Below are 16133 nucleotides of genomic sequence, written 5' to 3' on the forward strand. Positions count from 1 at the left end.
CCTTATATAAACTATTACATTCACATACATAATTCAATATAATATTAGAATATGTCTAGTAATTTGAAATATCTATTTAATTTTAAATAAATATTTATAATACGACGTACTCGTCATATTTTGTATAAATTTTTAAATTTTGGTTAGCTTACAACGAACTTAATGAAAGTACATCATAGAGATGGATATCATAAAACGAATTTAAGAAATTAGATAAGATGGAGTATATAGAGGGGGGAACGATAAAAATTACCAAACTAAAAAAACTGGAAAGGCAAATGCCTTTCCAGCGTTTCTTCAATAAATATTATACAGTTTCAGCCCAGTGACTTGAACCTGCACCGCCGTTCCATACTTTGTGAGCTACTTGGTCTTGTACGTGTTCAGGTACTTTAGCTGGAGAAACACCTTGGTATTGAGAAGGTGCTACGCTGTCCCATGTACTTTGTAAGAATTGGTATTTACCTGCTGCACCACTTGATGGGTTTACTGCAGTTGGGTCACCGCCTGATTCACGTTGAACGATGCCTTCCATACCAGCTGGTGTACCAGCGCTTGAACCTTTAGATGAAGTTGATTGTTGTTTTGGTTGAGCTTGTGTAGTTGATTCTTGTTTAGGTTGTTGAGTTTGAGCTGTTTGTGGAGCTTGTTGTTGTTTAGGTTGTTGTTGAGTTGAAACTTGTTGAGTGTTTACGTTACTAGTAGTTGCTGCTTCTTCTTGAGTGTTGTCTTGTTGAGCAGCTTCACCGTATCCGTTCCAGCTCCAGCTCCAAGTTGAACCATTTGATTCGAAGTGGTAATGAGCACCATTGTAGTCAAAGTCATAGTTATATGAACCCTCTTGTACAGGGCTTTCGTTTAATTGTTGTGGATTGTTTTGAGCTAATTGAGCTAATTCAGCTTTGTTTACTCCTTGTTCAGCTGCGTCTGCTGAGTGATGACCACCCGCTACGCCTGTTACTCCTAATCCTACTGCTACTGTTGAAGCAATTAATGTTTTTTTCATTATCAAAAATCCTCCTATAAGGTAATTAGTTTTATGATCAATTTGCAAGTACTACTATAACATCCATATTTGCCTCGTAGGTTACAGTGAAATAAAAAAAACACGCACTTCTTTACAACATAATTACATTAAATTCTTTTAAGATTAAAGTTAATTTAACTTAAATTCCTTTCATGACAGTTCTCATTTCTATAAATTTACGTATTACTATGTAACATTCATGTAATTTGTCTGATATTTCTTCACTAAAATAGCCTTGTATTTATGTATATTTGCGAGTTGTCAAAAGGAAATTCAGCTAAATATTAAGCGGCTACTCTCTATTAATAGACAAGGTCAATAGAAAGTAGCCATATGAAAGTATAAATTTAGGAGAAATAGAAAGTTAGTTTGTGTTCGTTAAACAATTTCAATAATTTCGTCTGGATTGATAGTTAAGGGATCTGGATTATCAAATGGATTATATGATTCTATAGTTGAAGTGTGAGTTTGGACTGTATGATCTGATTTGGGTGATGACATAAATTTAATATATTCGATATTGATCTCGGAAATGAAATGTGTCTGGCCTTCTTTATCGTATTTGCTTGAGTGTAATTGACCGGTTATGCCTACGAGAGAACCTTGCTTGAGGTAGTGTTCAATATTCTCAGCTAGTTTCCCAAAGGCTTTACAGAATAAAAAGTCAACGATGGGTTGATTGTTCTTATCACGATAATTGCGCTCCACTGCAACAGTGAAAGTCGCTCTCTTCCTCCCTTCCTTATCATAAATTTGAGGGTGTTTAGTAAGTCGCCCTACTACTGTAATATTGTTTAGCATGTGTCACCTCCTTTGGTAAGCTTATCTTATGCTAAAGCTTAAGAGAGAGTCAAAGTGCAGTTTTAAAGATAATCAAGCAATTCTCTCTAAAGTAATTGACGAAATTTGCGTGTTGCATTAATTTATAAGTTATAATGTATCTATAATGAAAAAAATCGTAGTATTTAAAATTTTTTAAATGGATGTGAGACGATGAAGACTTTCAAAGCTGTACGGTTTCAAATCGTATCTGAACAAGGCGGTTTAACTGAATTTGAACTCGAAGACGGCGTCATTATTAATAAAGAGAATAGAGGAACAGGTTGGTTGCTTGAAATCGTCATCTCTGATGCACATTATGAAGCGATGAAGCAATATCAAGATGAGGGTCGTCTTCTTGATATTCGTGTAGTAATTACACGTCCATCTAACGACCCTGCACTCTTTGATGCAACGATTCAACGTATAACGAAACTAGACAAGACGATTTCCGTAGTCTTTGAATGTCATATCTATACGTTACGTCAAGTCTACGCTGAAAGCTTACTTGAGCAACTCATAGACGAAGGTTTATCCGGCGAAGAATTGAAGAAGACCTTTAATCGCATGATGAAATCGAAACCGAAACTTAAGGATGAGCGAGCGAATAAGTAACCGCACAATGATCTTTCCCTTAAATAGCCGTTCTCTCTATACATTGAAAAAGCTCGTAGATGCATTTAACACATCTACGAGCTTTTTCTTATTTCTTCTATTATTGTGGGTCTTGCAATGCAAATGTGAGTTCACAACTACATGCAAGCTCGCCATCTACTGTTGCTTTAGCTGAGCCTTTACCGATTGGCCCTTTCATTTTAGTAATTTCCACTTCAAGTCTTAAAGTATCGCCAGGCGTAACTTGACGTTTAAAGCGACATTTGTCAATTCCAGCGAATAAAGCAAGTTTACCTTTATTTGCTTCGTTATTTAAAAGTGCTACTGCACCCGTTTGTGCTAACGCCTCTGTAATTAAGACACCAGGCATAACCGCATATTCAGGGAAATGACCTTGGAAGAAAGGTTCATTACCTGAAACTTGTTTAATGCTCACACAGCGTTGACCTGCTTCGTACTCAACTACTCGATCGATGAGCAAGAAAGGTTGTCTATGTGGGATAATGTCTTTAATTTGATTGTAATCGAATATCGTTTCCATAAATCTGCCTCCAATTTTAACTCAATCCATTTTACCTAGAACTGTCATTTAATCATTCACACGTTGAATATCCGCGCCTAATGATTTCAACTTACCATGTAAATCGACATAGCCACGGTCAAGATGTTTCAATTCAGTCACTTGCGTCGTTCCATCCGCAACGAGACCTGCGAGAATCAGTGCTGCTGCAGCTCTTAAATCCGTCGCTTTCACTGTGGCACCTTGTAAGTGACTCTTGCCTTCAAGCTTAGCACTACGCCCTTCTACAGAGATATTGGCGTTCATGCGCTTGAATTCACCTACGTGCATGAAACGGTTCTCAAAGACAGTTTCTGTAATTACTTTATGACCTTCTGCAGTTAAAAGCAAGGCCATCATTTGCGACTGCATATCTGTAGGGAATCCTGGATGTGGAAGTGTCTTGATATCCACTGGCTTGAGTTCGCCTTCAGCTGACACACGAATCGCATCATCTTGATAGTCTAGTTGAACGCCCATCTCTTCAAGCTTGTAAACAAGACTCGTCATATGTTCTTTAATCGCACCTTTGACGAGAATATCACCACGTGTAATTGCACCAGCAATGAGTAATGTACCTGCTTCGATACGGTCTGGGATAATCGCGTGTTCTACACCATGTAACGCTTCAACACCATTGATTGTAATAGTATCCGTACCGGCGCCGACAACATTACCTCCCATTTCGTTGATGTAATTTGCTAAATCAACAATTTCAGGTTCGCGTGCTACGTTCTCAATCACAGTCTTACCTTGCGCTAATGACGCAGCCATCACAATGTTCTGAGTCGCACCAACACTTGGGAAGTCTAAGTGAATTGTCGTACCTTTCAAACCATCTTTGGCATTGGCGTAGATAAATCCACCATCCATATGAATGTCAGCACCGAGTTCTTCAAATCCTTTGATATGTTGTTCAATTGGACGAGAACCAATCGCACAACCTCCCGGAAGTGCTACTTTCGCATGTCCAAGGCGTGCCAATAATGGTCCCATCACGAGTATGCTTGCACGCATTTTACTTACATATTCGTAGGGTGCTTCTTCGTTAAGTGTCTTCGTCGCATCCACTGTGACGCTTTCGCTGTCCTTGTCATAAGCAACTTCAGCGTTCAACGTTGAAATTACGTTGTTAATTGTTTCAACATCGCTGAGCGCTGGTACATTGCGCAAGATACTTTGTCCTTTACTAGCGAGAAGCGAAGCCGTTAACACGGGTAATACTGCGTTCTTTGCGCCAGAAACTTGCACCTCTCCTCTCAACGTGTTGCCACCATTAATTACTATCTTATCCATCTTAAATCCTCCACTTAATTCCGATTCCACTGGGATAGTTGAAGTCATCGTAACGATGCTTCCTCTCCCCTCATTTCTATCCGATAAAGAGTTATTTGATTTACTTTCTTTAACTGAGATGACGTCAGCTGACCTCAGTATTTCACTAAGTTCAGAAATCGTTCACAAGGGTTGACGACGTCATCGCGTCATTGTAATGCATACCCTTTCTCAATTATTTATAACGTTGATGCCCTAGCCTTTCATACTTAAGGTTGAATGTTCTTCTTATAGTAAAATTAAGAAACAGTTGCAGTACAATAATAAAGTTGTTGACGTTTCATAGCATCAATTCAATAAATATTTAATTTGTGTTGAATATTGAAGTAAGTCGACGATAAAGTTACTTACTGCAGTACCCAATAATATCGCGAGAAATATCATGACGACCTGTACTTGGAGTGGATAGCCTTTTTTAAAAATCTGATCCAACCGCAATGAATGAATCGCCCAATAAGCTACACAAATACAGACTACATGCAGTAGAATATGTATTATCGCGAATTGACTCAAAAAATTCATTTTTCAAGCTCCTTACTCTATTCGTTATCTATAATTGTACATGAAAGTACGTTGAAATGATACTTTCTAAGTTGATGGTCAGCAACCATTGATAAAAATTTTAAGAGCCACTTATAACGATACTTACCTAAAGAAACTACCGAACAACTTGTGATTGCTCGGTAGTAAAGAGATTCATTTCAAATTTTACGCTTTATTGCCCATCGAAATAGAGATTCTGTTCCAAGTGTTGATTTGACCAATAATAAAGATTAAATCTGTATACTCTTCTTCGCTATAATATGCTCTTACTTTATCATAAAGATTGCCAGGTACTTTGCGTTCAGAAATTAAAGTAACAGATTCAGCTAGTTCTAACGCTGCTTTTTCTTTGTCACTATAGATATCTGTGTCATTCCAAGCGTTGAGTAGATAAATGCGTTTTTCATCTACACCTATTTTTCGTGCATCATCAGTGTGCATATTCAAGCAGAACGCACAGCCGTTAATTTGGGAGACTCTAATTTTAATTAATTCTTGTAATTCTTTATCGATAGTGTTGTTTGCCAGTAATTTTTCCATTTCAAACATAATTTTTATATTATCAGGTCTCACTTTTTCGTAATTGATTCTGTTAGACATTTCAACAACTCCTTTATTTCTATTTCTCTCTACTTAAATTATTAATCTGAATATGTATTTTCACAAAACTTTTGCTTATAAAGTTAATTTAATTATATCTATTTTACAATCAGGGATTGCAGCCGTTAGCTTAAGAGCGTTTAAACCTGACGTTTCAGGTAATAATGATAGCGAGGTGATAAATATGGCAGTTAAAATTGCACGTATCTATGATGCTAAAGAAGAGAAAGGCGTACGTGTGCTCACAGATCGAGTCTGGCCTCGAGGTGTATCGAAAGAAGATGCTAATTTAGATCATTGGCTTAAAGAAGTGGCACCAACGAGTGATTTGAGAAAATGGTTCAACCACGATCCACAATTATTTGGTGCTTTTAAAGAAAAATATGAGAAAGAGCTTAGAGAAAACGAGGATCAAAAAGAAGCATTTGAAGAATTGAAACAAATTGTTAAAGAAAGTAAGCAAGACGTCTTACTTCTCTTCGCTGCGAAAGATACTGAACATAACCAAGCCGTAATCTTAAAAGATTTACTAGAAAATCAATAATCCTTACGCATTGGTTAACAACTCAATAACGAGAAACCAAAAAAGAAGTTCCCATAACAGGAACTTCTTTTTCTATATTATTGCATGTTAGCGACACGAATTCTATTGTTCGCACGTTTCAAAGCACGTTTCGCTCTATAGATGTCGCTGTTATCATCTTCACTACTCAAATGAGATTCTGCTCTAGATTTTGCTAATTCAGCTCTAGCTACATCTATTTCAGTAGCAGGCTCTGCAGTTTGAACGATTATAGACAATTTGTGTTGTCTAATTTCAACAAAGCCTTCACTTACTGCAATGTATTCTGAACCATTCGCAAAGTTTACTTTGACGTGGCCAATATTAAGTGCTGCAACTGTAGGTATATGTCCATGCATAACACCCATTTCACCAGCTGTTGTCTTTAAGACAGCAAGTTCAACATCTTCGCGTTCATAAACAGAACCATTAGGAGTGACTATGTTTAGGCTTAATGCTTTCATCATCCATACCTCCTAATATATTAAACTTCAACACCCATATCTTTCGCTTTTTCAAGTACGTCTTCCATACCACCAACGAGACGGAATGCGTCTTCTGGGATATGGTCATATTTACCTGCTAAGATGTCTTTAAAGTCTTCAACTGTCTTCTTAACTGGTACATATGAACCTTTTTGACCTGTAAACTGTTCAGCTACGTGGAAGTTTTGAGATAAGAAGAATTGAATACGACGTGCGCGTTCAACTGTCTTCTTGTCTTCTTCTGATAATTCGTCCATACCGAGGATAGCAATGATATCTTGTAACTCACGGTATTTCTGTAATGTAGATTGTACGCCACGTGCAACTTCGTAATGTTCTTCACCAACGATTGCTGGTTCTAATGCTCTTGAAGTTGATGCAAGTGGGTCTACGGCTGGGTAGATACCCATTTCAGTTAATTTACGTTCTAAGTTTGTAGTTGAGTCTAAGTGAGCGAATACTGTTGCTGGTGCAGGGTCAGTATAGTCATCGGCTGGTACGAAGACCGCTTGGATAGAAGTTACTGAACCTTTAGTAGTAGAAGTGATACGCTCTTGTAATTGACCCATTTCTGTAGCCAATGTTGGTTGGTAACCTACTGCTGATGGCATACGTCCTAATAACGCTGACACTTCAGAACCTGCTTGAGTAAATCTGAAGATGTTATCGATGAAGAGAAGTACGTCTTGTCCTTCTTCATCACGGAAGTATTCAGCCATTGTTAAACCAGAAAGTGCAACACGCATACGCGCACCTGGTGGTTCGTTCATTTGACCGAAGACCATCGCAGTCTTGCTAATAACACCACTGTCGCTCATTTCGTAGTAAAGGTCGTTACCTTCACGTGTACGTTCACCAACGCCGGCGAATACTGAGATACCACCGTGCTCTTGAGCGATGTTATTGATTAATTCTTGGATTAATACAGTCTTACCTACTCCGGCACCACCGAATAATCCGATCTTACCACCTTTAATGTAAGGTGCTAATAAGTCTACTACTTTAATACCTGTTTCAAGAATTTCTACATTTGTAGAAAGTTGATCAAATGCAGGTGCTTGTCTATGGATAGGATCACGACGAGCTGAGCTATCGATTTCACCATTTAAGTCGATTGGCTCACCAAGTACGTTGAATACTCTTCCTAAAGTCTTCTCACCTACTGGAACACTGATGCTTTGTCCGCTGTCTTGAACTTCAGCACCGCGTTTTACGCCGTCTGTTGAGTCCATAGCAATCGTACGAACGACATCGTCGCCGAGTTGTAACGCTACTTCTAAAGCAAGTTTATGTGTACCGTCTTCTCTTTCAACTTCAAGGAAAAGCGCGTTATTAATATTAGGGACTTCGTTATGTTCGAAACGAACATCAATGACAGGACCCATGATTTGTGTGACACGGCCTACTCCCATGCTTTATTCCTCCTTTAATTATTATTCAAAAGCTGTCGCGCCACCAACAATTTCAGTGATTTGTTGTGTAATGGCTGCTTGACGTGCGCGGTTATATTCTAATGATAAGTCATCAATAAGTTCGCTCGCATTATCAGATGCATTCTTCATCGCTGTCATACGTGCAGCGTGTTCACTTGCTTTAGCATCTAGAATCGTACCGTAGATTAAGCTTTCTACATATTGAGGTAAGATTACATTCAATATAGAAGCCTTATCCGGTTCGAATTCATATGAAGACATCTGTCCATGTCCGAGACTTGAATCTTCAGGAGATAATGGAAGAACTTTTTTCTTGCTTGGCTTGTTTTCTAAGACACTCACAAAGTGACTAAAGAAGATTTCTAATTCGTCGATTTCTTCATCACTATATAAATCTACTGCTTTAGTAGCGATGGATTGAATATCTTTGAATGTAGGTTGGTCAGGTACATCAGTCATTACTGTACGGATGTTATATCCTCTGTTTTCTAAGAAATCTATACCTGATTGACCGATGACGAGCAATTCAAATTCGTCTTGACTGTTGTGCTTTTCATCTAAAGTTTGAACGAGATTCTTAAGGATATTTGCGTTATACGCTCCGGCTAAGCCTTTATCACTCGTAATCACTAAGTAACCGCTCTTCTTAACTTCACGTTGTCGAAGCATAGGATGGTTCGCTGTTTTGTCAGCACCTGCAACTGCAGTAATCGCATCTTGCATCTTGTCCATGTAAGGTTTGAATTGCTTAGTATTCTTCTCAGCACGACGAAGTTTAGAGTTAGAAACCATGTTCATCGCTTGAGTGATTTGCTTCATCTTCTTCGTCGATTTAATTCGAGTATCTATTTCCTTTAGAGACGCCATTATCTCACCACCTTCTCATTCACAAAGTTAATTATTCTGATACACTGAAGCTTCGTTTGAATACGTTAATTGCTTGTTCGAATTTAGCATCGTCAGGTAAAGCACCTGAAGTTCTAATTTCGTTTAATAAATCACTTGCATTAACTTTAGCCCAATCATTAAATTCACTTTCGAAACGAGTGATATCTTCTGTTGGGATGTCATCTAAGTAGCCTTTAGTAAGTGTGTAAATAATTAACACTTGGTTCTCAACAGGTAGTGGTTTGTTCTTAGCTTGTTTAAGCACTTCAACAGTACGTTTACCACGCTCTAATTTCGCTGCAGTAAATTCGTCTAAATCTGAACCGAATTGAGCGAATGATTCTAACTCACGGAATGAAGCGAGGTCGAGACGTAATGTACCTGCGACTTTCTTCATTGCCTTAATTTGAGCAGAGCCACCTACACGAGATACAGACTGTCCGGCGTTGATCGCTGGTCTTACACCTGAGAAGAATAAATCAGATTGTAAGAAGATTTGTCCGTCTGTGATTGAGATAACGTTTGTTGGAACGTATGCTGAAATGTCCCCTGCTTGCGTTTCAATGATAGGTAAAGCAGTGATTGAACCGCCGCCTAATTCGTCATTGAGTTTCGCTGCTCTTTCAAGAAGTCTACTATGTAAGTAGAACACGTCACCTGGATAAGCTTCACGGCCTGGTGGACGACGTAATAATAATGAAAGTTCACGGTAAGCTGCCGCTTGTTTAGTTAAATCATCATACACAATTAGGACGTCTTTACCTTGGAACATAAATTCTTCACCCATTGATACACCTGCATATGGAGCGATGTATAACATTGGAGAAGGTTCAGATGCTGACGCAGATACGACGATTGTGTAGTCTAATGCACCAGCTTGACGTAATTTTTCAACGTTTGCACGAACTGTTGATTCTTTCTGTCCGATTGCAACGTAAATACAAATTGTGTCTTGATCATGTTGGTTCAAGATAGTATCGATAGCGATTGTTGTCTTACCAGTTTGGCGGTCACCGATAATTAACTCACGTTGACCTTTACCAATTGGTACAAGTGCGTCAATCGCTTTAATACCTGTTTGTAATGGTTCGTCTACTGATTTACGATCCATAACACCAGTTGCTTTCTTCTCTACTGGACGTGTTTTCTCAGTATGAATTGGACCTTGTCCATCAATAGGTTGACCTAATGGGTTAACAACACGACCGATAAGTTCGTCACCTACAGGTACTTCCATGATTCTACCTGTACGTTTCACTTCATCGCCTTCGCTAATGTCATCATATGGCCCTAAAATAACGACACCGACATTTGATTCTTCTAAGTTCTGTGCTAAACCTAGAACGCCGCTTTTGAATTCTACAAGCTCACCAGCCATAACGTCATTCAAACCATGGATAAGTGCGATACCGTCACCAATTTGAAGTACCGTACCAACATCAGTTACAGACATTTCCGACTCATAATTCTCAATTTGTGAGCGTAATAATGCACTGATTTCTTCAGCTTTAATGGCCATCTATGTCACTCCTTCTTCGTTTATTAATTCACTCTAGTAAATTGCTTTTCTAGCTTTCTTAGATCATTCTGTACACTTGCATCCATCACTTTAGTATTTACTTTCGCTCTAATACCACCGATAAGAGAAGGATTAACATGATTAGTCACAATGAGATGATCTAAATTAGTTTGTTGTTTGATTACTTCAGAAAGACGTTCTATCTCTTCTTCTGATAGTTGATATACAGACTCGATCTCTGCGAAGTCTTGGTTGTGATGCTCATTGTAAAGTGCTTGGAACACTTTGAATACGTCTGCTACATAGCTAAGATGACGATTGTCAGCTAGTATGTAGAGCATATTCTCTATATAGTCGTTCACATCTTTGAATACATTTGTGACGAATCTACGTCTTTGATGCACATCTTTAGCAGGATCTTCGTCTAAATCTCTCAAAGCGTCGACATAAGATTCGACAGCTTGATCAATCGTAGCGAATTCTTCATAAATCGCTTCAAGCATATCTTTATCAAGGGCGACATCATAAAGGGCTTTGGCATATTTCTTTGCTACTTGTGCCATTATTTATCCCCTGCCTCTTTGATATACTTTTCAACTAAAGCTTTCTGATCTTGTTCAGAAATTTCTTTTTGAAGAACTTTAGACGCAATCAGAACTGAAAGCTCTGATACTTGATTATTAATATCTGCTAAAGCACGCTCTTTTTCACTATTGATTTCATTTTGTGCTGTTTCAATCATACCGTTTGCACGCACGTTCGCTTCATGAATAATTTCTTCATGTTGTTGACGTGCTTGGACTTTAGCGTCCTCAATAATACGATGTACTTCTTCTTGAGTTTCTTTAAGCGTTTGTTGGTTTCTTTCTTCTAACTCTTGTGCGCGAGCTTTTGCTTGTTCTGCATCGTCGATATCTTTGTTGATATCACGTTCACGTTGATCCATTACTTCTTTTAATGGTCCCCAAGCAAATTTCTTCAGTAAGGCAAGTAAGATTGCGAACGTAATTAACGTTACAATAATAGTACCCCACTGAGGGACGTGCGCCGCACCGAGTACGAAACTGTTTGTAGTCGCAGTCACTTCCTCAGTACACTCCTTTCATTCATAATAGCGTAATGCTTGTAAACAAAAATGAATGGCGAAAGTCGGCTGACTTCGCCTTTAATTGACTGTAATTATCTAGACATTACGATGAATGAAATTACAAGACCAAGGATAGGCAATGCCTCAACTAAACCAATACCGATGAACATAATTGACATTAATTGTCCACGTGCTTCTGGTTGACGCGCTACACCTTCGACTGTTCTTGAAACGATAAGACCGTTACCGATACCTGCACCTAATGCTGATAAACCGATTGCAATTGCTGCTGCTATTAAATTCATATTATAAAATCCTCCTAATTATAAATAAGTAATAAGTTAAATATTAATGGCCGCTTTGAACTTTGTGGGACATGTAAACCATAGCTAACATAAGGAATATGTAAGCTTGGATTGTACCGACGAACACTGAGAAACCTTGCCAAACGACAAGACCAGGTAGCCCAATGATCCAGCCCCATGCTGGTTGTGCGAACACAAGTGTTGCAAGTAAACCTAAGAGAAGTTCACCAGCAAAGATATTACCGTAAAGACGGAGACCTAACGTAAGAGTTGAAGTGAACTCTTCAAAAATGTTGATGATTGCTAAAGGCCAATACGGTTTTGCATAATCAACAAAGTACGTCTTAGCACCTTTCATCTTCACACCATAGAAGTGTGTAAGAAGAACCATCAATGTTGAGAGTGTCAATGTGACAGTAGGATCAGCTGTCGGTGATTTCCACCACAATTTATCATCACCGGAAGCGATAGACATTGGAAGACCCAACATGTTTCCGACGAAGATAAAGAGTATCAACGTGACAGCTAGGAAGTGGAACTGGCCACCTTTCTTCCACGCCATGTTACTCTCAATAATCCCTCTTACGAAGTCAAACACCCATTCGATGAAGTTCTGCTTGCCAGATGGACGTTTCTTCAGATTACGAGTACATATGATTGCGATAATAAAAACGATAAGCGCTGTAATCACCATCATAAGAATGGAAGATAAATCAAAAATGATATCGAATCCGAAGAGTTTCCATGTGACAAGAGGATGATCGTGTTCCATAAACTCACCTCTTTCTTGTAGAACTATTTAGTAAGATAGAAAGGTCTAAATATCATTAAAAGATAAGAAATAATTAGACCGATGACCACACCAAAAATATTAATATGCTCTTTGAACATAAACCATATGACACAGACAATAAACACTGTTAAATATCTCCAAATGCTGCCCGTAGAAATATGTATGGAATCTGCACTACTACTTCGTGCAAGGTAATATTCAAATATAAAAGTATTTACCAGTGATCCCGTCGTGCCTAGGATTAAGCCTAATATAAATGGTGAGTTTGTGAAAAAAAGCACAATACCCAGTACAATTATAGCATACAGGTAGTATTGAATAAATTGTTGAAAAATGACGTAGAAACGTTTCAAATTATGAGCCTCATTTCTCTCGAAAAGTCCGCATTGAAAACCGTTCCACTCACATAGTTTTAATAATAATATAGGGGGAAATATGTGTCAATTCCATTAGAATTTTTCTCTTAAAAACACCTAAAAAATTCATGATTTTGTCACATTTCCCGCCATATTATTAACGAAATGGTTCCGGTTTCGTCTTTGATAAACCTAAATAATACTTAATGTGCCCTACTATTCTTTCCGAAGCATGACCATCACCATATGGATTGGATGCCTCGCTCATAGCACGAAATACAGCTTCGTCAGTAAGTAATTCATGTGTTGCTTCATAGATGTTCTCTGTTTCAGTTCCTACTACTTTTAACGTACCTGCTTCAACACCTTCAGGACGCTCAGTAGCATCTCTCAAGACAAGTACAGGCTTTCCTAGTGAAGGTGCCTCTTCTTGCACACCGCCAGAGTCAGTAAGAATAAGATGTGCTTGTTGCGCAAAGTTGTGAAAATCAACAACCTCTAGTGGTTCAATTAATTCTATTCGATCATGCTGTCCTAAATATTTGTCTGCCAACTCACGTACTTTTGGATTTTTATGCACAGGATAGACGACAGTCACATCAGAATGGTCATCAACGATGTTTTTAACTGCCTGAAAGATATTGCGCATAGGTTCACCGATATTCTCACGTCGATGAGCAGTTAATAAGATGACACGTTGACCAGGATGTCGATTCATCACTGTAGATTCATAGTCATCACGTACAGTATAAGCCATCGCATCAATAGCTGTGTTACCTGTGATAACAATGGACGATTCAGGCTTACGCTCTGCTCGAAGGTTCTCTGCTGCTGTTACCGTAGGAGCAAAGTTCAAGTCAGCCATCACGCCAACCATCTGTCTATTCATCTCTTCTGGAAACGGAGCATATTTATCCCACGTTCTTAATCCCGCTTCCACATGACCAATAGAAACCTGATTATATAAAGCTGCAAGACTGCCTGCAAAGGTGGACATCGTATCGCCATGTACGAGTATCATATCTGGTCTCACTTCTTTAATGACATCATCAAGTTGCGTCAAGATACGTGAGGTCACTTCAGTAAGTGACTGCCCTTGTTTCATGATGTTCAGATCGTAATCCGGTTCAATATGAAAGCTGTGCAATACAGAATCTAACATTTCACGATGTTGCGCAGTTACGACAACAATGGGCTCAAGCTTTTCCTCTTTCTTTAAGGCTTGAATCAGAGGTGCCATCTTTATAGCCTCTGGTCTTGTGCCAAACACCGTCATTATCTTCTTCATCGACGCCACTCCTAAGCTTGACTATTTCGTACCGAATAATCGGTCACCGGCATCACCAAGACCCGGAATAATGTACGCATTCTCATCTAATTTCTCGTCTAACGCTGCGATGTAGATGTCAACATCTTCGTGTGCCTCTTTCAATTTCTCTACACCCTCAGGCGCAGCAATGAGACACATAAAGCGAATATGTTTTGCCCCTCTTTTCTTCAATGAGTGGATCGCTTCGATTGCTGAAGCTCCAGTCGCTAACATAGGGTCAATAACGATAATTTCACGATCTTCAATATCTTGTGGGAGTTTCACAAAGTATTCCACTGCTTTCAACGTTTCAGGATCGCGGTATAAACCTACATGACCTACTTTAGCTGCTGGCACTAAGTGGAGGATTCCTTGCGTCATGCCAAGACCTGCTCTCAATATAGGGATAAACGCAAGTTTCTTACCTGATAAACGTTTCGCAGTAGTTCGTGTCACTGGTGTATCGATTTCAACATCTTGTAACTCGAGATTACGCGTAACTTCGTATGCCATAAGCATACCTACTTCGTCTACGAGCTCTCTAAATCCTTTCGTACCAGTGTTCACATCTCGAATATAACTTAATTTGTGTTGAATCAACGGATGATCAAATACATGTACTTTCCCCATGGTTATGTTCCTCCAATATTAATTATATAGTGGGTACTTAGAGGTTAGTGTACGCACACGTTCTTTCCCTTCTTTAAGTACTTGTTCATTCTCTGGGTCTTTCAAGACTAAGCTCATTATTTTAGCCACTTCTTTAAAAGCCGCTTCGTCAAATCCACGCGTCGTCGCTGCTGGCGTACCTAGACGTAAGCCACTTGTCACGAAAGGTTTTTCCTCATCAAATGGAATTGTATTCTTGTTGCAAGTAATTCCGATATCATCTAATACTTCTTCAGCAATTTTACCAGTAATGCCTACTGAACCTTTAACATCTACACAAACGAGATGGTTGTCAGTACCACCTGAGACGATACGGAACCCTTCTTGTTGAAGCGTTTCAGCTAACACGCGTGCATTAGCGATAACTTGAGCTTGGTAGTCTTTAAAGTCAGGCTGTAAAGCTTCTCCTAATGCGACAGCTTTAGCAGCGATAACATGTTCTAATGGTCCGCCTTGAATACCTGGGAAGATCGTCTTATCTACAGCTTTCTTGTACTCCTCTTTGCAGAGAATCATACCGCCACGTGGTCCACGCAACGTCTTATGCGTCGTTGTCGTCACGAAATCTGCATACTCTACAGGGTTAGGATGTAAGCCTGCTGCAACTAAGCCAGCGATATGTGCCATATCCACCATTAATTTCGCTCCAACTTCATCTGCAATTTCCTTAAAGCGTTTAAAATCAATTTGGCGTGAATAAGCTGAGGCACCTGCTACAATGAGTTTCGGTTGATGTTTCTGCGCTAAACGTCGCACTTCATCATAATCAATCTTCTCAGTTTCTTGATCTACGCCATACTCGACGAAATTATAGAACTGCCCGCTAAAGTTCACTGGCGCACCATGTGTAAGATGTCCGCCCTGACTTAAATTCATGCCTAATACAGTATCTCCATGTTCTAATGCTACAAGGTAAACGGCCATATTCGCTTGAGACCCAGAATGAGGTTGTACGTTTGCGTGTTCAGCGCCAAACAGCTCTTTCGCATGCGCGATAGCGAGACGCTCAGACACATCGACGTAGCTACATCCCCCATAATAGCGACGGCCCGGATACCCCTCAGCATATTTATTCGTTAATACTGAACCTTGTGCCTCCATTACCGCTTCTGAGACAAAGTTTTCTGAAGCAATAAGTTCAATATTATTATTCTGACGATTAAATTCGTTCTGAATTGCGTCATAGATTTCTTGATCTTGTTTCTGTATGAATGACATAAGATAACCCC

The 16133-nt window shown here is 39.1% G+C and carries 20 protein-coding genes; 2 read left to right on the forward strand and 18 right to left on the reverse strand.

Annotation, left to right across the window (positions count from 1 at the left end):
• Positions 1 to 307: 307 nt before the first annotated feature.
• Positions 308 to 1006 (reverse strand): transglycosylase family protein, encoded by a 699-nt coding sequence (locus CD126_RS04280; protein ID WP_103370086.1) that lies wholly within the window; start codon positions 1004 to 1006, stop codon positions 308 to 310.
• A gap of 399 nt (positions 1007 to 1405) precedes the next feature.
• Positions 1406 to 1828: a single-stranded DNA-binding protein gene (locus CD126_RS04285; RefSeq protein WP_049405716.1), complete on the reverse strand. Its 423-nt coding sequence runs from the start codon at positions 1826 to 1828 to the stop codon at positions 1406 to 1408.
• A 192-nt stretch (positions 1829 to 2020) separates the two neighbouring features.
• Here CD126_RS04285 and CD126_RS04290 point away from each other — a divergent pair, with 192 nt between their 5' ends.
• Positions 2021 to 2461, forward strand: coding sequence for a YwpF-like family protein (locus tag CD126_RS04290; RefSeq protein ID WP_049405715.1), 441 nt, complete (start codon positions 2021 to 2023; stop codon positions 2459 to 2461).
• Positions 2462 to 2561: 100 nt separating this feature from the next.
• Here CD126_RS04290 and fabZ read toward each other — a convergent pair whose 3' ends face one another.
• From fabZ to CD126_RS04310, 4 genes are all read right to left on the reverse strand, one after another.
• Entirely contained in the window at positions 2562 to 3002 is a 441-nt protein-coding gene (gene fabZ / locus CD126_RS04295) for a 3-hydroxyacyl-ACP dehydratase FabZ (protein WP_002471640.1), read from the reverse strand.
• Positions 3003 to 3050: 48 nt separating this feature from the next.
• On the reverse strand, positions 3051 to 4316 hold the full coding sequence (murA, locus tag CD126_RS04300) for a UDP-N-acetylglucosamine 1-carboxyvinyltransferase (protein ID WP_049405714.1): 1266 nt from the start codon (positions 4314 to 4316) through the stop codon (positions 3051 to 3053).
• Positions 4317 to 4643: 327 nt separating this feature from the next.
• Positions 4644 to 4877 (reverse strand): DUF1146 family protein, encoded by a 234-nt coding sequence (locus CD126_RS04305; RefSeq protein ID WP_040806344.1) that lies wholly within the window; start codon positions 4875 to 4877, stop codon positions 4644 to 4646.
• 186 nt (positions 4878 to 5063) lie between these two features.
• Positions 5064 to 5498 (reverse strand): carboxymuconolactone decarboxylase family protein, encoded by a 435-nt coding sequence (locus CD126_RS04310; RefSeq protein WP_049405712.1) that lies wholly within the window; start codon positions 5496 to 5498, stop codon positions 5064 to 5066.
• A gap of 184 nt (positions 5499 to 5682) precedes the next feature.
• Here CD126_RS04310 and CD126_RS04315 point away from each other — a divergent pair, with 184 nt between their 5' ends.
• Positions 5683 to 6042, forward strand: coding sequence for a DUF488 domain-containing protein (locus CD126_RS04315; protein ID WP_049405711.1), 360 nt, complete (start codon positions 5683 to 5685; stop codon positions 6040 to 6042).
• A gap of 77 nt (positions 6043 to 6119) precedes the next feature.
• Here CD126_RS04315 and CD126_RS04320 read toward each other — a convergent pair whose 3' ends face one another.
• The 12 genes from CD126_RS04320 to glyA all read right to left on the reverse strand — a co-directional run bounded on the left by CD126_RS04320 (position 6120) and on the right by glyA (position 16122).
• Complete coding sequence (locus CD126_RS04320; RefSeq protein ID WP_040806347.1) at positions 6120 to 6524, reverse strand: F0F1 ATP synthase subunit epsilon; 405 nt, start codon at positions 6522 to 6524, stop codon at positions 6120 to 6122.
• A 20-nt stretch (positions 6525 to 6544) separates the two neighbouring features.
• Complete coding sequence (atpD, locus tag CD126_RS04325; protein WP_002471643.1) at positions 6545 to 7957, reverse strand: F0F1 ATP synthase subunit beta; 1413 nt, start codon at positions 7955 to 7957, stop codon at positions 6545 to 6547.
• A 21-nt stretch (positions 7958 to 7978) separates the two neighbouring features.
• Entirely contained in the window at positions 7979 to 8845 is an 867-nt protein-coding gene (atpG, locus tag CD126_RS04330) for an ATP synthase F1 subunit gamma (protein ID WP_002471605.1), read from the reverse strand.
• Positions 8846 to 8876: 31 nt separating this feature from the next.
• Positions 8877 to 10385 carry a F0F1 ATP synthase subunit alpha gene (gene atpA, locus CD126_RS04335; protein ID WP_103370087.1) on the reverse strand — a complete coding sequence of 503 codons (1509 nt, stop codon included), beginning with the start codon at positions 10383 to 10385 and terminating at the stop codon, positions 8877 to 8879.
• Between the two features lie 23 nt (positions 10386 to 10408).
• Positions 10409 to 10948 (reverse strand): F0F1 ATP synthase subunit delta, encoded by a 540-nt coding sequence (locus CD126_RS04340; protein WP_049405709.1) that lies wholly within the window; start codon positions 10946 to 10948, stop codon positions 10409 to 10411.
• Positions 10948 to 11469, reverse strand: coding sequence for a F0F1 ATP synthase subunit B (locus CD126_RS04345; RefSeq protein ID WP_002471663.1), 522 nt, complete (start codon positions 11467 to 11469; stop codon positions 10948 to 10950). Before CD126_RS04345 ends, CD126_RS04340 begins: the two co-directional genes overlap by 1 nt.
• Before the next feature lie 95 nt (positions 11470 to 11564).
• A complete protein-coding gene (gene atpE, locus CD126_RS04350) occupies positions 11565 to 11777 on the reverse strand; it encodes a F0F1 ATP synthase subunit C (RefSeq protein ID WP_002471666.1) in 213 nt (70 codons plus the stop codon).
• Positions 11778 to 11820: 43 nt separating this feature from the next.
• A complete protein-coding gene (atpB, locus tag CD126_RS04355) occupies positions 11821 to 12549 on the reverse strand; it encodes a F0F1 ATP synthase subunit A (protein WP_002471667.1) in 729 nt (242 codons plus the stop codon).
• Between the two features lie 23 nt (positions 12550 to 12572).
• Positions 12573 to 12923: an ATP synthase subunit I gene (locus CD126_RS04360; RefSeq protein ID WP_040806350.1), complete on the reverse strand. Its 351-nt coding sequence runs from the start codon at positions 12921 to 12923 to the stop codon at positions 12573 to 12575.
• 160 nt (positions 12924 to 13083) lie between these two features.
• Complete coding sequence (wecB, locus tag CD126_RS04365; protein ID WP_103370088.1) at positions 13084 to 14214, reverse strand: non-hydrolyzing UDP-N-acetylglucosamine 2-epimerase; 1131 nt, start codon at positions 14212 to 14214, stop codon at positions 13084 to 13086.
• A gap of 21 nt (positions 14215 to 14235) precedes the next feature.
• A complete protein-coding gene (upp, locus tag CD126_RS04370; RefSeq protein ID WP_103370089.1) occupies positions 14236 to 14865 on the reverse strand; it encodes a uracil phosphoribosyltransferase in 630 nt (209 codons plus the stop codon).
• 18 nt (positions 14866 to 14883) lie between these two features.
• Entirely contained in the window at positions 14884 to 16122 is a 1239-nt protein-coding gene (glyA, locus tag CD126_RS04375) for a serine hydroxymethyltransferase (RefSeq protein ID WP_103370090.1), read from the reverse strand.
• Positions 16123 to 16133 lie beyond the last annotated feature (11 nt).

This window comes from Staphylococcus pettenkoferi, assembly GCF_002902685.1.
In the GTDB taxonomy this organism is placed as follows: domain Bacteria; phylum Bacillota; class Bacilli; order Staphylococcales; family Staphylococcaceae; genus Staphylococcus; species Staphylococcus pettenkoferi.